Origin of the sequence: Pseudogemmobacter humi, assembly GCF_900609055.1 — a bacterium.
GTDB classification, from domain to species: domain Bacteria; phylum Pseudomonadota; class Alphaproteobacteria; order Rhodobacterales; family Rhodobacteraceae; genus Pseudogemmobacter; species Pseudogemmobacter humi.
This window is the reverse complement of the sequence record NZ_UXAW01000083.1, coordinates 1-18,330: the sequence shown is the minus strand read 5'-3', so window position 1 is coordinate 18,330 and position 18,330 is coordinate 1. Positions and strand designations below refer to the sequence as shown.

The 18,330-nt window shown below is 68.6% G+C and carries 17 protein-coding genes; 3 read left to right on the top strand and 14 right to left on the bottom strand.

Annotated features, from left to right (window positions below; all coding sequences use genetic code 11):
- Window positions 1-12 precede the first annotated feature (12 nt).
- The 14 genes from XINFAN_RS14340 to XINFAN_RS14275 all read right to left on the bottom strand — a co-directional run bounded on the left by XINFAN_RS14340 (window position 13) and on the right by XINFAN_RS14275 (window position 14,487).
- Window positions 13-819 carry an outer membrane protein assembly factor BamD gene (locus XINFAN_RS14340; RefSeq protein WP_124087554.1) on the bottom strand — a complete coding sequence of 269 codons (807 nt, stop codon included), beginning with the start codon at window positions 817-819 and terminating at the stop codon, window positions 13-15.
- Window positions 820-1,040: 221 nt separating this feature from the next.
- On the bottom strand, window positions 1,041-1,973 hold the full coding sequence (gene lpxC, locus XINFAN_RS14335; protein ID WP_124087595.1) for a UDP-3-O-acyl-N-acetylglucosamine deacetylase: 933 nt from the start codon (window positions 1,971-1,973) through the stop codon (window positions 1,041-1,043).
- A 215-nt stretch (window positions 1,974-2,188) separates the two neighbouring features.
- Window positions 2,189-3,871 (bottom strand): cell division protein FtsZ, encoded by a 1,683-nt coding sequence (gene ftsZ / locus XINFAN_RS14330; RefSeq protein ID WP_124087553.1) that lies wholly within the window; start codon window positions 3,869-3,871, stop codon window positions 2,189-2,191.
- A 234-nt stretch (window positions 3,872-4,105) separates the two neighbouring features.
- Window positions 4,106-5,440 carry a cell division protein FtsA gene (ftsA, locus tag XINFAN_RS14325; protein WP_124087552.1) on the bottom strand — a complete coding sequence of 445 codons (1,335 nt, stop codon included), beginning with the start codon at window positions 5,438-5,440 and terminating at the stop codon, window positions 4,106-4,108.
- Entirely contained in the window at window positions 5,437-6,387 is a 951-nt protein-coding gene (locus XINFAN_RS14320; RefSeq protein ID WP_124087551.1) for a cell division protein FtsQ/DivIB, read from the bottom strand. Before XINFAN_RS14320 ends, ftsA begins: the two co-directional genes overlap by 4 nt.
- Window positions 6,375-7,292 carry a D-alanine--D-alanine ligase gene (locus XINFAN_RS14315; RefSeq protein WP_124087550.1) on the bottom strand — a complete coding sequence of 306 codons (918 nt, stop codon included), beginning with the start codon at window positions 7,290-7,292 and terminating at the stop codon, window positions 6,375-6,377. Before XINFAN_RS14315 ends, XINFAN_RS14320 begins: the two co-directional genes overlap by 13 nt.
- A gap of 48 nt (window positions 7,293-7,340) precedes the next feature.
- Window positions 7,341-8,297 (bottom strand): UDP-N-acetylmuramate dehydrogenase, encoded by a 957-nt coding sequence (gene murB, locus XINFAN_RS14310; protein WP_124087549.1) that lies wholly within the window; start codon window positions 8,295-8,297, stop codon window positions 7,341-7,343.
- Window positions 8,298-8,356: 59 nt separating this feature from the next.
- The gene (locus XINFAN_RS14305) at window positions 8,357-8,590 is read right to left on the bottom strand and encodes a DUF2484 family protein (protein ID WP_124087548.1); all 234 of its coding nucleotides are present in this window, start codon (window positions 8,588-8,590) and stop codon (window positions 8,357-8,359) included.
- Window positions 8,591-8,649: 59 nt separating this feature from the next.
- Window positions 8,650-8,985: a hypothetical protein gene (locus XINFAN_RS14300; protein WP_124087547.1), complete on the bottom strand. Its 336-nt coding sequence runs from the start codon at window positions 8,983-8,985 to the stop codon at window positions 8,650-8,652.
- 4 nt (window positions 8,986-8,989) lie between these two features.
- Entirely contained in the window at window positions 8,990-10,417 is a 1,428-nt protein-coding gene (murC, locus tag XINFAN_RS14295) for a UDP-N-acetylmuramate--L-alanine ligase (RefSeq protein WP_124087546.1), read from the bottom strand.
- Window positions 10,414-11,508: a UDP-N-acetylglucosamine--N-acetylmuramyl-(pentapeptide) pyrophosphoryl-undecaprenol N-acetylglucosamine transferase gene (locus tag XINFAN_RS14290; RefSeq protein WP_124087545.1), complete on the bottom strand. Its 1,095-nt coding sequence runs from the start codon at window positions 11,506-11,508 to the stop codon at window positions 10,414-10,416. Before XINFAN_RS14290 ends, murC begins: the two co-directional genes overlap by 4 nt.
- Window position 11,509: 1 nt before the next feature.
- On the bottom strand, window positions 11,510-12,673 hold the full coding sequence (locus XINFAN_RS14285) for a peptidoglycan glycosyltransferase FtsW (protein WP_124087544.1): 1,164 nt from the start codon (window positions 12,671-12,673) through the stop codon (window positions 11,510-11,512).
- Between the two features lie 158 nt (window positions 12,674-12,831).
- The gene (locus XINFAN_RS14280) at window positions 12,832-13,872 is read right to left on the bottom strand and encodes a glycosyltransferase family 2 protein (protein WP_124087543.1); all 1,041 of its coding nucleotides are present in this window, start codon (window positions 13,870-13,872) and stop codon (window positions 12,832-12,834) included.
- A gap of 42 nt (window positions 13,873-13,914) precedes the next feature.
- Window positions 13,915-14,487, bottom strand: a complete 573-nt coding sequence (locus XINFAN_RS14275) for a cytochrome b (protein ID WP_124087542.1) — start codon at window positions 14,485-14,487, stop codon at window positions 13,915-13,917.
- Window positions 14,488-14,693: 206 nt separating this feature from the next.
- Here XINFAN_RS14275 and XINFAN_RS14270 point away from each other — a divergent pair, with 206 nt between their 5' ends.
- The 3 genes from XINFAN_RS14270 to XINFAN_RS14260 form a co-directional block, all read left to right on the top strand.
- Complete coding sequence (locus XINFAN_RS14270; RefSeq protein ID WP_124087541.1) at window positions 14,694-16,325, top strand: (2,3-dihydroxybenzoyl)adenylate synthase; 1,632 nt, start codon at window positions 14,694-14,696, stop codon at window positions 16,323-16,325.
- The gene (locus tag XINFAN_RS14265; RefSeq protein ID WP_124087540.1) at window positions 16,322-16,558 is read left to right on the top strand and encodes a phosphopantetheine-binding protein; all 237 of its coding nucleotides are present in this window, start codon (window positions 16,322-16,324) and stop codon (window positions 16,556-16,558) included. The genes XINFAN_RS14270 and XINFAN_RS14265 overlap by 4 nt, the downstream gene beginning before the upstream one ends.
- A gap of 1 nt (window position 16,559) precedes the next feature.
- Window positions 16,560-18,330 (top strand): condensation domain-containing protein (locus XINFAN_RS14260; protein ID WP_148087150.1); only part of this gene is annotated, 1,771 nt, incomplete at its 3' end.

Below are 18,330 nucleotides of genomic sequence, written 5' to 3'. Positions count from 1 at the left end.
CGGCCCGCCCCGTCACAGCCATTCGCCGCGGATCATCTGGCGGTAGATCTGCGACAGCCAGCTGTCGCCGCGCGCCTCGGGCGCAAGCCCTTTGCCTTTCAGGAGGTTGTAGCCGTCCTGATAGAAGGGCGAGGACTGGTAGTTGTGCCCGAGAATGGCGCCCGCGGTCTGCGCCTCGGCCTCGAAGCCCAGCACCAGATAGATCTCGATCAGACGATAGAGCGCCTCGGCGGTATGGGTCGTGGTCTGGTAGTCCTGCACCACGGTGCGGAACCGGTTCAGCGCCGCGGTGTAATGCCTCCGCTTGAGGTAGAAGCGGCCGATCTCCATCTCTTTCGCCGCCAGATGGTCGAAAGCGAGATCGAATTTCAGGATCGCGGAACTGGCGTATTCGCTGTCGGGATATTTCTCGATCACTTCGCGCAACGCCAGCAGCGCCTGGAAGGTCAGGCCCTGGTCGCGGCCGACATCCTCGATCTGGTCGTAATAGGACAGAGCCATCAGATATTGCGCGTAGGCCGCATCCTCGTCGTCGGGATAGAAATCGAGGAAGCGCTGCGCGGCGGCGCGGGCCTCTTCGTATTTCTTCGTCTTGTGATTGACGAAGGCCTGCATGATCAGGGCGCGGCGGGCATATTCGGTATAGGGATAAAGCCGCTCGACCTCCTGGAAATAGCGCAGCGAATCCCCGGCCTTGCGCGAGGTTTCCAGCTCCAGCTCGCCCTTGCGGTAGATTTCTTCCGCGGTGAGGTTCTCCAGCGATTCACTTTCCGAACCGCGATTCCCGCCGCAAGCCGAAAGCGTGACCGCGAGAAGCATGACCGCTCCGATCCGCAGTCCCGGTGCCTTGCCTGCCATCTTCCGCCTACCCAAACCTGACTTCCTTGCCGGGATCCGCCCCTGCCCGGCTGCCTCTGCCGCGCATCGGTGGTGCTTGCGCCCCCGGCGATTTGCCTCGTCCTAGCACAGAAAAATCCGCTGCGCAAAACGCCTTTCACCACCCGGCGGCACCTGCGGAGCGGCGCAGCCGGGGCGCCTGGTCAGGCCGCGCGGCGGCGAGACGAGGGCAGATCACCGGAATGGACGCCGATCCCCGGCAGTTTTCCGCCGATGCGGCCGGAGCAGCCCTCGATCAGGTAATTATCCGGGTCGGCGAACAGCGCGCGCAGCAGGCGGTTGGTCATGGCGTGACCGGCGCGAATGCCGGTGTAGCGGCCAAGGATCGGCCCGCCCGCAAGCGAGAGATCGCCCACCGCATCCAGCATCTTGTGGCGCACCGGCTCGTCCTGGTGGCGCAGACCGCCGGGCGAGACCACCCGGGCGCCGTCGAACACCACGGCATTCTCAAGCGTGCCGCCGAGCGCGAGGCCCTTCTCGCGCATCGCATCCACATCCGCCTGACGGCAGAAGGTGCGGCTGTCGGACAGTTCGCGCACGAAAGCGCCATTGGACATGCGCAGATGGCGCGCCTGGGTGCCGATGGCGGCGTCGGTGAAGTCGATGCGGAAGTCGATCTCCAGCATATCGGCCGGTTCCAGCCGCGCGACCGCCTCGCCCTCGCGCACCTCGACGGGGCGCAGCACGCGGATGGCGCAGATCTCGGAGGATTGCTCGCGCAGACCGGCGGCAAGGAAGGCGGCGACGAAGGGCTCGGCCGAGCCGTCGAGAATCGGCACCTCGCCCCCGTCGATTTCGATCACCGCGTTATGGATGGCGCAGCCCGCAAGCGCGGCCATCAGATGTTCGATGGTCGAGACCGCGACGCCTTCGGCGTTTTCCACCACCGTGCACAGCCGCGAGGGCGTCACCGCCGACCAGATCGCCGGAATATCGGCGTCCGGGCCGGCAATATCGGTGCGGCGGAACCAGATTCCGTGATCCGCCGGAGCGGGACGCACCGTCATGCGCACAGGCTGCCCGGTGTGGAGCCCCACGCCGGAGAAGCTGACTGCCGTTTTCAGTGTGTTCTGCACCTGAGTGCCTTCCATTCTGCCTTGCACGTCTGTCTTGCTCAGGGGCGCATTGGCGCCGCCCTGTCTGCCAGAGTAGTTAGTAAAGTGTTGCACCGATCACAATTCACCTTTTGCAACCGTTTGTGACACCAGGTGTCACAATCACAACCCATTGATACGGCAAGGAAAAAGGGGCCGGTTTCCCGGCCCCTCCCTAGGTTTCTTCCTGCCTGTTATCAGTTGGCCTGGCGGCGCAGGAATGCCGGAATCTCGATCCGGTCCTGATCGGGGCCGCTTTCGGCTTCGTCGTCATAGGCGGTCACCGGCGGTTGCTGGCGATGTCCCTGGGGCGCCGGGGCGCGCTCGGCCTGGCCGCCTTCCAGATGGCCCGCCATCCGGTTGATCAGCGAGCCGATCCCGAAGCGCGGACGCGCCGCGGCGGCGGGCTGCGGCTCGGCCGCGCGGGGCTGCGGCGCGGCATGGGCGGCGCCCGGGGCCGGGTTCTTCTTCACCGCGGCCTGGAGCCGGGCCATCGCCTCGGGCGAGGGCTGGCCGGGCACCCTGGGGCGCGGCGCCACGAAAGCGGCGGCATCGGCCTCGATCGAGGCGGGCGCCGGGCGCATGGTCTGCGCGGGGGCCTGCTGCTGCGGGCGGTAGGCCGGCGGCGGCAGATCATGGCCCGCATGCGGGTCTTCCTCTTGCGGCGCGAAGGCCGGGGCGGTCATGTCGCCGGCGCCGAACAGATCCTGCTCGCTGTAGTCCTGCTGCGCCACCGGCTGCGGCATCGGAGCGGCGGGCTGCGCCACCGGAGCCGGCTGCGGCGCGACCGGAGCGGGCGCATAAGCCGCGGGCGCCTCGCGGCGCACCGGGGCCGGTTCCGGCGCGGGTTGCAGTTGCAGGGGCTGCGCCATCGGGCGCCGCGTGATCGGCAGTTCCGGCTTGGCCTGGGCGCTGGCGTCGATGCCGGTCGCCACCACCGAGACGCGGATCCGCCCCGCCATCGAGCCGTCGAGCGTCGAGCCGACGATGATATTCGCCTCGGGGTCGACCTTCTCGCGGATGATGTTCGCGGCCTCGTCCAGCTCGAACAGGGTCAGGTCATGGCCGCCGGTGATGTTGATCAGCACGCCCTTGGCGCCGTTCAGGCTGATCTCGTCGAGCAGCGGATTGGCGATGGCCTTCTCGGCGGCCTGGATGGCGCGGTCTTCGCCCTCGGATTCGCCGGTGCCCATCATCGCCTTGCCCATCTCGTCCATCACCGAACGCACATCGGCGAAATCGAGGTTGATCAGGCCGGGGCGCACCATCAGATCGGTCACGCCCTTGACGCCCTGATACAGCACGTCGTCGGCCATGGCGAAGGCTTCGGTAAAGGTGGTGCGCTCGTTCGCCAGCCGGAACAGGTTCTGGTTGGGAATGATGATCAGCGTGTCCACGACCTTCTGGAGGGCTTCGATCCCCTCCTCGGCCTGACGCATCCTTTTGCCGCCCTCGAACTGGAACGGCTTGGTGACGACGCCCACGGTCAGCACGCCCAGCTCGCGCGCGGCCTGGGCGATGATCGGCGCGGCGCCGGTGCCGGTGCCGCCGCCCATCCCGGCGGTGATGAAGCACATATGCGCCCCCGCCAGATGATCGACGATCTCTTCGATGGTCTCTTCGGCCGCGGCGGCGCCGACCGAGGGCCGCGCGCCCGCGCCCAGCCCCTCGGTCACTTTCACGCCCATCTGGATCCGGGCATGGGCCTTCGATTGCTGAAGGGCCTGGGCGTCGGTGTTCGCCACCACGAATTCCACGCCTTCGAGCGCCTGCTCGATCATATTGTTGACGGCGTTGCCGCCCGCGCCGCCCACACCGAAGACGGTGATGCGCGGCTTCAGCTCTTCACGCTGGTTCGCCATCGTCAGATTGAGTGCCATGGAATCCGCCTGTCCGTTTCTTGTGCCGCCACTGAGGGTCTTCAGCCCCCGGGTCTCTTGCCGGTGCCTTCTCGCCGATGGGCAGCCCTGTCCCGAGGCCGGACCCGCCGGATTGTCCGCAACTCTACCGGTATCGCTCCCCGAGGTCACGAGAAAAAAGCCGTCCGCCCACAAAATATGGGGGATTTCGCCGCCCGGCAGGCGGGATTTCGCAGACTGCGCCGTATCCTGGGGTTACCAGTTGTCTTTGAACCATCTGAACGCCCTGCGCAAAGACCGAGCCGGATAACGATCGGCGGGAACCTCGAAATCCCACCACTCGTCCTGAGGATGCGTCGCGAACATGCAAAGCCCCACCGCCGAGGCGAAAGCCGCCCCGGTCGCCGCCTGCGGCAGGCCCTGGACGCGCAAAGGCCGCCCAAGGCGCACCCGGTGGCCGAGGATGCGCCCCGCCAGCATGTCGAGCCCCGGAATCTGGCTGCCGCCGCCGGTCAGCACGATCTGCTGGCTGGGCAGATGGTCGAAACCGGCCGCATCCAGCACGGAGCGGGCCTCTTCCAGGATTTCCTCGACCCGCGGGCGCATGATGCCGATCAGCTCGGTGCGGCTGATCTGGCGGCGGTCCTTCTCCCAGTCGCCGGAATCGCCGCCGAGCTCGATCATCTCGCGGTCGTCCATGCCGGTGGCGAACAGCCCGCCGTGACGGGTCTTGATCCGCTCGGCATCGGCCATCGGGATCTGGAGGCCCTTCGAGATGTCCGAGGTGACATGATCGCCGCCCATCCGCACGGAATCGGCATAGATCATGTGTTTCTTCATGAAGATCGAGATGCCGGTCGCGCCGCCGCCCATGTCGATACAGGCCGCGCCGAGTTCCTGCTCGTCCTCGACGAGGCTGGAGATCGCCGAGACATAGGACGAGGAGGCGATCCCCGCCAGTTCCAGATCGCAGCGCTGAATGCAGTAGAGCAGGTTCTGGATCGCCGAGGCATCGACCGACAGAAGGTGCATGTCGCAGGCGAGGCGGTGGCCGATCTGGCCGCGCGGATCGCCAAGGCCGGAGCGGTGGTCCAGCGCGAAATTCACCGGCTGGGCGTGCAGCACCTCGCGCCCCGGGCCGATATCGGGCACGTCGCACGAGGCCAGCACCCGGGCGATGTCCTGCTCGGTGACCACGTTGTCCTCAAGGTCGATCGCGCCCGCGAGGCCGTAGCTGCGCGGCTCGGCCCCCGAGAAACAGGCGATCACGTGATCGACGCGGACATTCGCCATCTTCTGCGCGGCCTGAAGCGCGGTGCGGATCGCGCGCTCGGTCTCGTTCATCACCGCGATCTCGCCGAAGCGCACCCCGCGCGAGCGGGTGGTGGCCGCGCCGATGATGCGGAACTGCGACTGGCCGGCCATCGGGCCGACGCCCTCGGTCTCGCGCAATCGCGCCTCGCCGTCGAAGCGCAGGATGAGACAGGCGATCTTGGACGTTCCCACGTCGAGGATCGCGATGACGCCGCGCTGCATGGCAGCCCGGCGCATGTTCCGCATGGCGCGTTGAGTCTGATAGAGGTCGGTCACAGTTCGGTCTCCACGATCTCAAGCCCCCTGGATCGGCGCAGTTCGTTCATCGCATAGGGGGTCAGGCGAAGGGTCGGGCGCGCGGCGATCCTGAGATCGACCGCGGCAAGGTCACGGGTAAGGATGTCCTGGGCATGATCCAGCGCCAGCAGCCGTTCCAGCGCCCGCACCGGATTGTCCTCGGGCAGAAGGATGCGCTGGTCGCGGTCGAGCACGATGTCCCACCGCCGTTCGCCCATGCGGACAAGGCCGCGGATACGGGGGGCGACCGGCCCGGCGGCGGCCAGCAGCGCCAGCGCCTCGGGCGTGGCGCGGTCGGCGCCCTCGCCCGCGATCAGCGGCAGATCGGCGCGGTCAGAGCGTTCGATCAGGCTGGCGACGCGGTGGCCGGTCTCGTCGACGAGCGTCAGCCCCTCGGCCTGGCGCCAGATCGCCACCGGCTCGCGTTCGGTCACCAGCACCTGGAGCACGCCGCCCGAGCGCACCCGCAACTCGGCCGATTTCACCGCATCCAGATCCTCGATCCGGGCGCGGGCGGCTTCCAGATCCAGATCGAACGAGCTTTGCGGCAGGTTCAGGTTCAGCCGCGCCCGCACCGCATCGGCCAGATCCTGCGAACAGCCCTCGACCGAGGCCAGCGTCACCATGAATTCGGGCCGCTGCTCGAATTTCTCGCGCAGGTCGGTGAAGACGGCGGTGATCCCGGCGCGGCGGTCCTCGTCGGCGATGTAAAGCGCGCAGGCGAAAAGCACGGCGAAGCTGGGCAGCCCCACCCGCAACAGCGCGCGCAGGTAAGGCGTCAGCATCACCCTTTGCATCCGGTAGGCCCAGAGACTGGGGGCCGGATCGTGGCGCACGGGCGCGCGGGTCAGGGGCGGCTCGGGCCGCGCCCAGGTCTGTCTGGCGGGCCGCGCGGGGCGCAGGCGGAACGGGATCAGCGATCGCATGACGCATCCCTCACCAGCCAGTCGCACAGCTCGCCGTAGGAAATGCCCATATGCGCCGCCTGTTCGGGCGCAAGCGAAGTCGGCGTCATCCCGGGCTGGGTGTTCATCTCCAGCAGGATCAGCCCGGCAAGGCCGCGCGCCTCGTCCCAGCGGAAATCGGCACGGGCGAGACCACGGCAGCCGAGCACTTCAAACGCGCGCTCGGACAGCCGCAGGCAGGCCTCGGTGATCCCGGCCGGCAGATCGGCGGGCACCACATGGCGCGAGCCGCCGGTCTTGTATTTGGCATCGTAGTCATACCAGCCGTCGGTCACGATATCGGTGACGCAAAGCGCCCTGCCCCCCATCACCGCCACGGTCATCTCGCGCCCCGGGGCGTAGGTTTCCACCATGACCTGCTGCGGCATGGTTTCGGCCAGACGCGGCGCGTTCGCGCCCTCGCGCACGATATAGACGCCGACCGAAGAGCCCTCGTTGTTCGGCTTCACCACATAGGGCGGCGGCAGGACGTGGCGCTCCGACACTTCCTCGCGCGAGGCCAGAACGCTGTCCACCACCGGGATACCGGCGGCGCGGAACACATCCTTCGAGCGGGTCTTGTCCATGGCGAGGGCCGAACACAAGACGCCCGAATGGGTATAGGGAATGCGCAGCCATTCGAGGATACCCTGAACGCAGCCGTCCTCGCCCCAGCGACCATGCAGCGCGTTGAACACCACATCGGGGGCGATCTCGGACAGGCGCAGGGCAAGGTCGTGGCCGGCATCGACCTCGACCACCTCGTAACCCGTCTCACGCAGGGCCTGGGCGCAACCCGCACCGGACGAGAGGGACACCTCCCGCTCGGCGGACAAGCCACCTTTCAGAACCGCCACGCGGGGAAATCTGCCCGATCCGCCCGCCATCACTGCCTCACGGGGTCTTTGGCGACCCCTTATATGTTTTCCCGGGCCTCAGGCCCCGGACTTTTCTTCTTGACTCTCGTGCAGGGGGGCTGCTTCGCCGACCCGCATGATTTCCCATTCTAGCGTGATCCCGCTGGATTGGAACACCTTTTTTCGCACTTCCTCGCCAAGCGATTCGAGATCGGCGGCATTCGCCCCGCCGGTGTTGATCATGAAATTGGCGTGCATCGGCGACATCTGCGCAGCCCCCACCTGCGCGCCGCGCATCCCGGCGTCGGCGATCAGTTTCCAGGCCTTCAGATCGTGGCTGTCGTCGGCGCGGCCGGTCGAGCTGAACCCGGCCGGATTGCGGAAGGTGGAGCCGGCGCTGCGCTCTTTGGTGGGCTGGCTGGCGTCGCGTTTCGCCAGTTGCTCCTCCATCCGCGCGGCGAGTTCCGCCGGATCGCCCGCGGGCGCGCGGAAGGTGGCCGAGACGATCACCGCGCCCTCGGGCAGGCTGGACTGGCGATAGCGCAGCGCCAGATCGCGGGCGGGCAGGGTCAGCGCCTCGCCCTGGCGGGTGATCAGGCGGATCTCCTCCAGATGATCGGCGACATACAGCCCGTAGCAGCCCGCATTCATCCTGACCGCGCCGCCGATACTGCCGGGGATGGTGCGCAGGAAGGTCAGATCGCGCCCGGCCTCGGCGGCCTTCCGCGCGACATGGGCGTCGAGCGCGGCGGCCCCTGCGGTGACGCGCTCGCCCTCGACCGCGATGCCGTTGAAGCCGCGGCCCAGGCGGATCACCACCGCGCGGATGCCGCCGTCCCTCACGATCAGGTTCGAGCCCACCCCCATCGGAAAGACCGCGACCCCGGGCGGCAGGTCGCGCAGGAAGGCGGCGAGGTCGGCCTCGTCGGCGGGCTGGAACAGCCAGTCGGCCGGGCCGCCGACCCGCAGCCAGGTCAGATCGGCCAGGGAACGGTTCGGGGTCAGGGTGCCGCGGGGGGTGGGAAGCGTTGTCATGGCGACAGGGTTAGCCGGGAAAGCGCCCGGGCCGCAATCCCCCGCAGGGGGCGCGCCGGTCAGCGCGGGCGATGCCACAGCCAGACCAGCGGCCAGCGCAAAGCCGAGGCGCCGCCCAACAGGAACATCAGCCCCCAGAGCGGCCCCGAGGCCCAGGTCAGCCAGCCCAGAAGCGGAATGCCAAGCGCGATCAGCACCGGCACCGCCCGCTCCTGATGGCTGCGCGAGGGCAGCATGGCGGCCAGATTGGCGGTGACGAGCCAGAGAAAGCCAAGGATCAGCGGCAGCGACATCTCACGCCTCTCCGTCGCTGCGGGGGCCGGGGTTTGCAGTCATTCGTCCGTCCCCCCTCTCAGGCCATCGTCACGAAATAAGCCGCCAGCCCAAGGGCATAAGCGACGCTCAGGCCCAGCCCCAGGGGCCGCGAAAGCGCCAGTGCCGCGCCAAGCGCGATCCCGGGCACGAAAGCCAGCGCCAGCCAGAGCGCAATGATCGTCTCGCCGAGGCCAGCGAGAAACGCCCCGGTGGCGACCGAGGCGAGATGCCAGAACAGCGCCGCCAGCCCCACCACCGCCACCCAGGCCGCTACGACCAGCCATCGCAGGCCCCGCCGCCAGAGCACAAAGGCCAGCCCGCCTGCCAGCGCCGCGCTGACGACCGCCGCCAGATAAATTCCTGCGAGTTCCATCCGCTCAGGCGGCCTTGCCGATCAGCTTCGCGGGCAGGCCATTGGCCCAGGCCGAGATCGTCCCGGCGCCGAGGCAGACGAAGATGTCGCCCGGCCGCGCCTGTTCGCGGAACAGCCGCGCGAGGTCCTCCTCGTCGATCACCGCGCGGGCGTGGCGGTGGCCGTGGGCGATCAGCCCGGCGACCAGATCGTCGCGGCTGGCACCCGCCAGCGGATCCTCGCCCGCGGCATAGACCTCGGCGATGGCGACCACATCGGCCTCGTTGAAACAGGTGCAGAAATCCTCGAACAGGTTCGCCAGCCGCGAGTAACGGTGCGGCTGATGCACCGCGATCACCCGCGCGCCCGGCGTGGCCGAGACGGCCTGGCGGGCGGCTTTCAGCACCGCGGAAATCTCGACCGGATGGTGGCCGTAATCGTCGATGATGGCGACGCCGTTCACCTCGCCCACCCGGGTGAAGCGGCGGTTGACGCCGGCGAATCCGGCCAGCGCGGCGCGGATCTCTTCCTTCTTCATCCCCAGATGCCGCGCCACCGCCACCGCCGACAGCGCGTTCGAGACGTTGTGATCCCCGGGCATCGGCAGCTCGCAGCCCTCGATGGCGGAGCCCTCTTCCTCGTTTTGCAACAGGATGTCGAAGCAGGATTTGCCGTTCTCGAAACGGACATTCACCGCCCGCACATCGGCCTGGGCGTTGAAGCCGAAAGAGATCACCCGGCGGTCGGTCACCTTGCCGACCAGCGACTGCACCTCGGGGTGATCGGTGCAGCAGACCGCCACGCCGTAGAACGGGATATTCGAGACGAAATCGAGGAAACCGCGGCGCAGGGCGTCGATGGTGCCCCAGTGCTCCATATGCTCGGGGTCGATATTGGTCACGATGGCGATGGTCGCGGGCAGACGGTTGAAGCTGCCGTCGCTCTCGTCGGCCTCGACCACCATCCACTCGCCCGCCCCTGCCCGCGCGTTCGAGCCGTAAGCATGGATCACGCCGCCGTTGATCACGGTCGGATCGAAACCGCCCTTGTCCAGAAGCGTCGCCACCATGGTCGTCGTGGTGGTCTTGCCATGCGTCCCCGCGACCGCGATGTTCGAGCGAAGGCGCATCAGTTCGGCCAGCATTTCGGCCCGGCGCACCACCGGCAGCTTCCTGCGCCGCGCCTCTTCCAGCTCGGGGTTGCCGCGTTTGATCGCCGAGGAAATCACCACCACCGACACGCCGTCGCCGATGTTTTCCGCCCGCTGCCCCTCGAAGAACTCGGCGCCCAGCGAGACCAGCCGCGCGGTGATTTTCGACGCCTTGCTGTCCGAGCCCTGGACCCGGTAGCCCAACGTCAGCAGCACCTCGGCGATCCCCGACATGCCGATACCGCCGATACCGACGAAATGGATCGGCCCGAGTTCGAGCGGCAGTTTGGTGGCGGCGTTCATTGTTTTTCTCCTGCCAGGTCCCCGACGAGCGCGACCAGCCTTTCGGTCGCATCGGGCCTGCTTTGGGCCAGCGCATTGGCAGCCATTCGCTGCGCCGCAGCGGGGTTGCCCAGAACCGCCGCCATCTGCGCGCTGAGGGAGGCCGCGTCAAGCAACTTCTCGGGGATCAGCACCGCCGCCCCGGCCTCGGTCAGGCCCCGGGCATTCGCGCTCTGGTGGTCTCCGGTCGCGGCGGCGTAGGGGATCAGAACCGAGGGCCGGCCGATGACGGATATATCCGCGACCGAAGAGGCGCCCGAGCGCGAAATCACCAGTTGCGCCTCGGAGAGGCGGCGGGGAATGTCGGCGAAGAAGGGCTCGATCTCGGCGGAGATGCCGGCGGCGGCATAGGCGCTCGCGGCGCGTTCCGCATCCTCGGCGCGGGCCTGATGCGCCACGCGCAGATTGCCGCGCAAGGCTTCGGGCAGCGCGGCCACCGCGGCGGGAACCACATCGGAAAGGATCCGCGCGCCCTGGCTGCCGCCGATCACCACAAGGCTCATCGGATAGTCGCCGGGCGGGATATAGGGGGCGGCCGCGCGCTCCAGCACCGCGGCGCGCACCGGGTTGCCGGTGGGCACGCCCTCCACCCCGCGGGGCAGATCGGCAGGCCAGGTGCCGCAGGCCACACGGTCCACCCGCGGGGCGAAAAGCCGGTTGACCCGGCCCAGCACCCCATTCTGTTCATGGATCATCCGCGGGCGGCGCAGGATCCAGGCCGCCGTCAGCGCCGGGATGGTCGGATAGCCGCCGAAGCCCACCACCACGGCGGGTTTCTCGGACATCATCTTCGCAGCGGCCGAAACCACGCCCGCCGCGATGCGGAACGGCGCCATCAGCCTGCCCGTCACGCCGCCGCGCGCGAAAGTGGCGGAAGACACCTTCTCGACCGTCACCGCCGCCGGGAAGCCGCCCGCATAGCGCGCGCCGCGCTCGTCGGTCGACAGCTTCACCCGCCAGCCCTTCGCCAGCATCGCCTCGGCCAGCGCCTGCGCGGGGAACATATGCCCGCCGGTGCCGCCCGCCGCGATCAGCAAAAGCCGCGCCGCCATTCTAGCGCCTCCGCCCGAAAAGCTCGGCCATGCGGTCGCGCGGGCGGGTGCGGGTCAGCGCGAGAAGCATCCCCACCGTGATCCCGGCGGCGATGATCGACGAGCCGCCGTAAGAGACGAAGGGAAGCGTCATCCCCTTGGCGGGCAGCAGCCGGACCGCCACGCCCATGTTGATCATGGCCTGGACGCCGAAGATGCAGGCGAGCCCCGATCCGGCCAGCCGGGTGAAGGGGTCGCGCTCGGCCGTCAGCCGCAGGAGCGAGCGCACCACCACGATGCCGAACAAGGCAAGGATCACAAGGACAAGGACGAGCCCGTATTCCTCGGCCGCGACCGCGATGATGAAATCGGTATGCGCATCGGGCAGCGACCATTTCACCTGGCCCTCGCCCACGCCCACGCCGAAGAAACCGCCCTCCTGGATCGCGTTCGCCGCATAGCCAAGCTGGGTGCGCGGATCGACATCGGGCGAGAGGAACCCGTCGATGCGGCGGGCGAAATGCTCGGACGCGCCATAGGCGATGAAGCCTCCGAAGGCGACGATCCCGGCAACGACGCAGATCAGGAGCATCGGCGCCCCGGCGACGAAATAGATCACGCCCCAGGAGAACACGATCAGCGCCGACTGGCCGAAATCGGGCTGCATGGCGAGGAATCCGACCACGAGGATCAGCAGCACGAAGGAAATCAGCCGCCCCGGCGGGCCGCCCACCTGCTGCGCGGCGGCCATCAGCCAGGCGGTGACGATGACGAAACCGGGTTTGAGGAACTCGGACGGTTGCAGCGAGAAGCCGCCGACCGACAGCCAGCGCACCGCGCCCTTGCCGTGATCCTCGCCCACGAACGGCAGCGCGATCACAAGGATCAGCGCGCCCAGAAAACCAAGGATCCCCAGCCTGCGTACCAGCCCCGGCGGCGCCATCGAGATCCCCAGCATCACCACCAGCGCCATCATGCCGAACACCGCCTGGCGCTGGACATAGAAGAACTGGTTCAGCTCGTTCCGGCTGGCAAGCGGCACCGAAGCCGCAAGGCCCAGAAGCAGCCCGATCCCGAACAGCACGAAAACCGAAGTCATCGTCCAGCGATCGACCGTGCGCCACCAGCGCGGCAGCACAGGCTCGCGCACGGCAACGGGTGATGAACCATAGACCATTTCAGTCATGGGGATACCGCCTCGAATTTTCCGCCTCTGGCCCGGATGTGTCCCCCGGGTCCGTGACGGAAAACTCTAAAGCCAAAACGGCGGCTTGGCCAGCAGAAACCGGGCGGCGGGGAACCGGAGTTTGTGCCTGAGCGGCGTCCCGCCCCGCGCTGTTGTGCTCAGCCGCCGCTTTCCAGCGCCTGGAAACCGCGCAGCACTTTCAGCGCCAGCGGATCGGACAAAGCCGCGCTGCCCCCCGCATGCAGGCACCCGGTCCAGAGCCGGTAATATACGGGCTCGCGGATCAGACGCGCGAAACTCTCGCGATGCCAGGCGCAGGCGGCATCGTGCAGCGCGGCGACGCCGGGCAGCGCCATCAGTTCAGCCATCCCGCGGGCCAGCGCATCGGCATGACGCAAGGCGGCCTCGTTCGGCTGGTTGTTGAAATTGCGCTCGACCCAGTAATGCAGGTCGATCTTCTTCGTGCTGCGGTTGGGCAGGCCGCGTTCCGCCTTGACGATATAGCTCTCAACCGAACGCAGCGAGTAATGGTGCATCTCGGCGAGCCTGCGGTGATCGCGCAGGGGAATCAGCGACAGGCGCTTGTCGTCTCCGGCGATATGGCCGGGCAGCGCGCGGCCGCTGCCATCGACCCAGAGGGCGGCGGGGGCGCCCGGGCGGCGCCCGGGCCGGTGGACGCCGGGCCGCTGGAAGGCAGCCGGGCGGAACAGGCTCTTGAACATGGTGGCCGAGACCGGATGCAGCATGTCACCGGGCGCCGAGCGGGTGAAGCCCTGCGTCACCGGCTGGCCGGTGAACTCCACCCTGCCCCCGGCGCCGAACAGCCGCCAGGCCAGCGTGACGGCATCGGTCCCTTCGGGAAGGGCTGAGATGAGGTCGGCCAGCCGCCCTGCCCCGCAATGAACCACGGGAAATTCATCGACATCCGAGATCAGCATCCAGTCGGCGGCCTTGCGCAGAGGATCGGCCCAGGCCGATTTCAGCGCCTGCCACTGGATGCTCTTGCCGCCCGCCGGGAGCTGGGGCCGGTGGCTCACCACCCCCGCCCCGGCCAGAGCGTCGAGCAGCGCGCCGGTGCCGTCGCGGCAGTCGTTCGAGAAGATCAGGAAATCCGTCACCCCGATCAGCCGGTGCCAGGCGATCCATTCCAGGAGGAACGGCCCCTCATCCCTGACCGAAGTGACGGAAACGATGCGCATGGCCCCGGACCCTGCCCTGGCCTTGCGCGGCCTGCAAGAGGCTCAGCCCTTCGCCAGCGCGCGACGCCCGGCCATCTTCGCCAGCGTGCCGTCGCGCCACATGCCCTCATGCACCGCGACCATCGCGATATGGCCGAGGATCAGCAGCCCCAGCACCCAGCCGAGCTCGCCGTGAACCGCATCGCCGAAAGCGACCATCCAGGCGATCGGCTCCTCGCGCGCCGGGAACAGCTCGAAGCCGAACGGACCGAAGGGCCTTTCGCTGCCGAAAGCGCGCGACAGCGCCGCCAGCGGCACGATCAGCATCACCAGATACAGCAGCCCATGCCCCGCCTTGGCCGCGATCCCGATCAGCCCCGCGCCGTGATCCGGCCGGTTGCCGCGGTTGATCAGCGCCCAGAGCACCCGCAGGACGATCAGCCCGAAGACCGCCGTCCCCACCATGCCATGCGAGCCGACGACCGCGCTGTCGCGCGGCGACCAGCCGAGCCCGTTCTTCAGGATCATCGTCGTGAACTGCCACAGGATCAGCGCCGCGATCGACCAGTGCAGAATGCGGGTCACACGCCCATAGGCGCGCGGCGTGTCTTTCAGGGGCAGGCTTGTCCGGGTCATGAAATCACCTCGATAAGTGTGCTGGGCGCGCGTCATATCTTCGCCTAGTCGAATATACGGGCCGCGCCAACCGGCTGACGCAAAGTTGACTATTTTTCCTGGCGGCACTATCCCCGCCGTCAGAAGGCCGGACCGGGTTCCTGCCCCGGAACCGATACGCCGAAAGCCGCGAAAGCCGTCGCGGGAGTCGTGAGAAAGGTGCCTCCATGGCCGATGAGAGCCAGCCCCCCCGCCAGACCTGGCCCGAGGACTTCGCCCGCCGCTACCGCGAAAAGGGCTATTGGGCGGGCGAGAGCTTCGGCGACATGCTGCGCCGGCTGGCAGAGGCGCACCCCGACCGCATCGCGGTGGTGGGGGGCGAGACCCGGCTGAGCTACGGCGATCTGCTCGCGCAGGCCGAACGGGCGGCGCATGGTTTCCTCGGCCTCGGTCTTGCGCCCGGCGACCGGGTGATCGTGCAGATCCCCAATATCGCCGGTTTCTTCCCGGCGGTGTTCGGGCTGTTTCTGGCCGGGCTGATCCCGGTCTATGCCCTGCCCGCGCATCGCCAGACCGAGCTTGCGCATTTCGCCCGCCGCTCGGGCGCGAAGGCGCTGGTCGTGGCGGATCGGCTCGACGGGTTCGACTACCGCCCGCTGGCGCGGATGGTCCGGGACGAAGTGCCCGAACTGCGCCATCTGGTGGTGATCGGCCAGGCGGAGGGGCTGATCCCGTTCGACAGCCTGCAAGGCAGCGGCCCCCTGCCCCGGGTGGATGCCTCTTCGGTCGCCTTCATGCAGATCTCGGGCGGCACCACGGGGCTGTCGAAACTGATCCCCCGCACCCATGACGATTACATCTACAGCTTCCGCGAAAGCGCTGCGATCTGCGGGCTGGACGAGGGCAGCGTCTATCTCTGCGCCCTGCCTGCGGCGCATAACTTCCCGATGTCCTCGCCCGGCGTCTTCGGCACGCTCGCCGCCGGGGGCCGGGTGGTGATGAGCCCGAACCCCACCCCCGCCACCGCCTTCGCGCTGATCGAACGCGAGCGGGTGACGATCACCGGCCTCGTCCCGCCTTTGGCGCTTCTGTGGATGCAGGCGGCGGCGAACACGCCGCATGATCTTTCCAGCCTGAAGATCCTCCAGGTCGGCGGCGCGAAATTCACCCCCGAGGCGGCGGCCCGGGTGAAGCCCGCGCTCGGCTGCACGCTGCAACAGGTGTTCGGCATGGCCGAGGGGCTGGTGAACTACACCCGCCCCGACGACCCCGAGGACATCATCGTCAACACGCAGGGCCGCCCGATCAGCGGGGATGACGAGGTTCTGATCCTCGACGACTCGGGCCAGCCGGTGCCCGACGGCACGCCCGGGCATCTGCTGACGCGCGGCCCCTATACGATCCGCGCCTATCACAACGAGCCTGCGGCAAACGCCCGCAGTTTCACCCCGGACGGGTTCTACCGCACCGGCGACATCGTGAAGCGGCTGCCGGGCGGTTATCTCTCGGTCCAGGGCCGGGCGGGCGACCATATCAACCGCGCCGGCGAGAAGATCTCGGCCGAAGAGATCGAGGATCATCTGCTGGCGCATCCGGCGGTGTTCGACGCCGCCGTGGTCTCGATCCCCGACGCCTTCCTCGGCGAGCGGTCCTGCGCCTTCATCGTCCCGAAAGGCGAGAAGCCGAAGCCCGTGGAAATCAAGGCTTTCATGCGCGGCCGCGGGCTTGCCGAATTCAAGGTGCCCGACCAGGTTGTCTTCGTGACGGAATTCGCCACCACCGCCGTTGGAAAGGTCAGCCGCAACACTTTGCGCGCGGAACTCCGTGCCCGCTATCTTGAGGAAGAAGCCGCCAAATGACCCTCACGCTGGAAAAGATGCGCGCGGATATCGCGCGGCTGATCGACCTCGACCCCGCCGAAGTGGGCGACGGTGACCATCTGCCCGACCTCGGGCTGGATTCGCTGCGCCTGATGCAACTGGTGACGGCCTGGGAGCAGGACGGCGTGAAGCTCGATTTCGCGGTCTTCGCCGAGAGTGCGACGCTCGGCGAATGGTGGGCGGCGGTCTCGCGCAGCGGAGCGGCGGGCTGAGATGGCCGCGCAGCCGCGCCCGCTGACCGAAGCGCAGGAGGGGCTCTGGTATTTCCAGGCGCTGGACCCGGCCAGCCCGATCCTGAACACCGGGCAGTATCTGGAGCTTTCCGGACCGGTGGACCTGTCCGCCCTGCGCGAGGCGCTGGCGCGCACCATCCTGGAATCCGAGGCGCTGCATCTGCGGTTCCGCGCCGGGGACACCGGGCCGGAACAATGGCTGGCGCCGGGCACGGTGGTGGCGGGCGAGGTCGATCTGACCGCCCACCCGGAGGCCGGGGCCGAGGCGCTGCGCCTGATGCGGGCCGACAGCGCCCGCGCCCCGGATCTGGCGCAGGAACCCGCCGCCGCTTTCACCCTGTTCCTGCTGCCCGGCGGGCGGGTGTTCCTCTATGAACGCATCCATCATCTCGCCATCGACGGCTACGGCATGGTGCTGGTGACCAACCGGATCGGCGAGCATTACGGCCATCTGACTGGGGCGGGCGCGGCGCCGCTGCCCTTCCCGCCGCTCTCGCGCGCCGATGACGAGGATGCCGCTTATCGCGCCTCGGAACGGCGTGCCTCGGACGCCGCCTGGTGGCGCGCCGCGATGGAGGGGCTGCCCGAGATCACCAGCCCCGGCACGCTCCAGGGCGAGCGCGCGGTCAGCGCGCATGACTTCCGCCGCGAAAGCGCCTGGCTGGCCCCCGATCTGGCGGCACGGCTGGAGGCGGTCTCGGCGGCGCAGAAACTCGGCTGGCCCGATGTGCTGACCGCGCTGACCGGCGCCTATCTCGCGCGCTGGTCAGGCGGCGAGGCGGTGATCGGCATGCCCTTCATGGCGCGGATGGGCCGCAAGATCGCGCGGCTGCCGTGCATGGCGATGAACGTGCTTCCGCTGCGGCTACGCCCCGACGAGGACGCGCCGCTTGCGGCCTGGCTCGCGCAGGCTGCAAGCGCGATGCGCGAGGCGCGCAAACACGGGCTTTACCGTTCCGAGCAGTTGCGCCGCGACCTCGGCCTGATCGGCGGCGCGCGGCGGCTGCACGGGCCCTTGGTCAACGTCCAGCCCTTCGACCGGCCGCCGGTGTTCCCGGGCCTCGACGTGCGGCTGCATATCCTCGGCGCGGGCGCGGTCGAGGATCTGACCTTCACCTTCCGCGGCGATCCCCAAGCCGGGATCCTGTTCGAGACCGACGCCAATCCGGGGCTGTATTCCGCGGAAGACACCGCCGCGCATTCCGCCCGGCTGCTGGCTTTCCTCGCTTCGGCACTGACCGCGGAGCGGCTGGCCGAGGTGCCGACCGCCAGCCCCGACGAGACCCGGGCGCAGCAGGCCTTCGCGGCGCGGGCCAGCCATCCGGTACCGCAGACCACGCTGGTCGATCTGATCCAGGCGCAGATCTCCGCCACCCCCGGGGCGCCCGCGCTGACTTACGGCGACCAGACGCTGACCTACGCTGATGTTGAGCGCCGCACCGCCGCGCTGGCCGCCGAACTCGTGCGGCGCGGCGCCGGGCCGGAGAAGATCGTCGCGGTGGCGCTGGACCGCTCGTTCGAACTGTCGCTGGGCCTGCTGGCCACGATGCGGGCCGGGGCGGCTTACCTGCCGCTCGACCCCGAGCACCCGCCCGAGCGGCTGGCGAAGATCCTGTCGATGGCGCAGCCGGTCATCGTGCTGAGTTCCGGGGACATTGCGCAACGCCTGCCCGCGGATGCGCCCCTGCTCCTGATCTCCGACTGGCCTTGCGGCCAGCCGGGCCAGGCGCAGGGGGGGGCAGGGGGGGCAG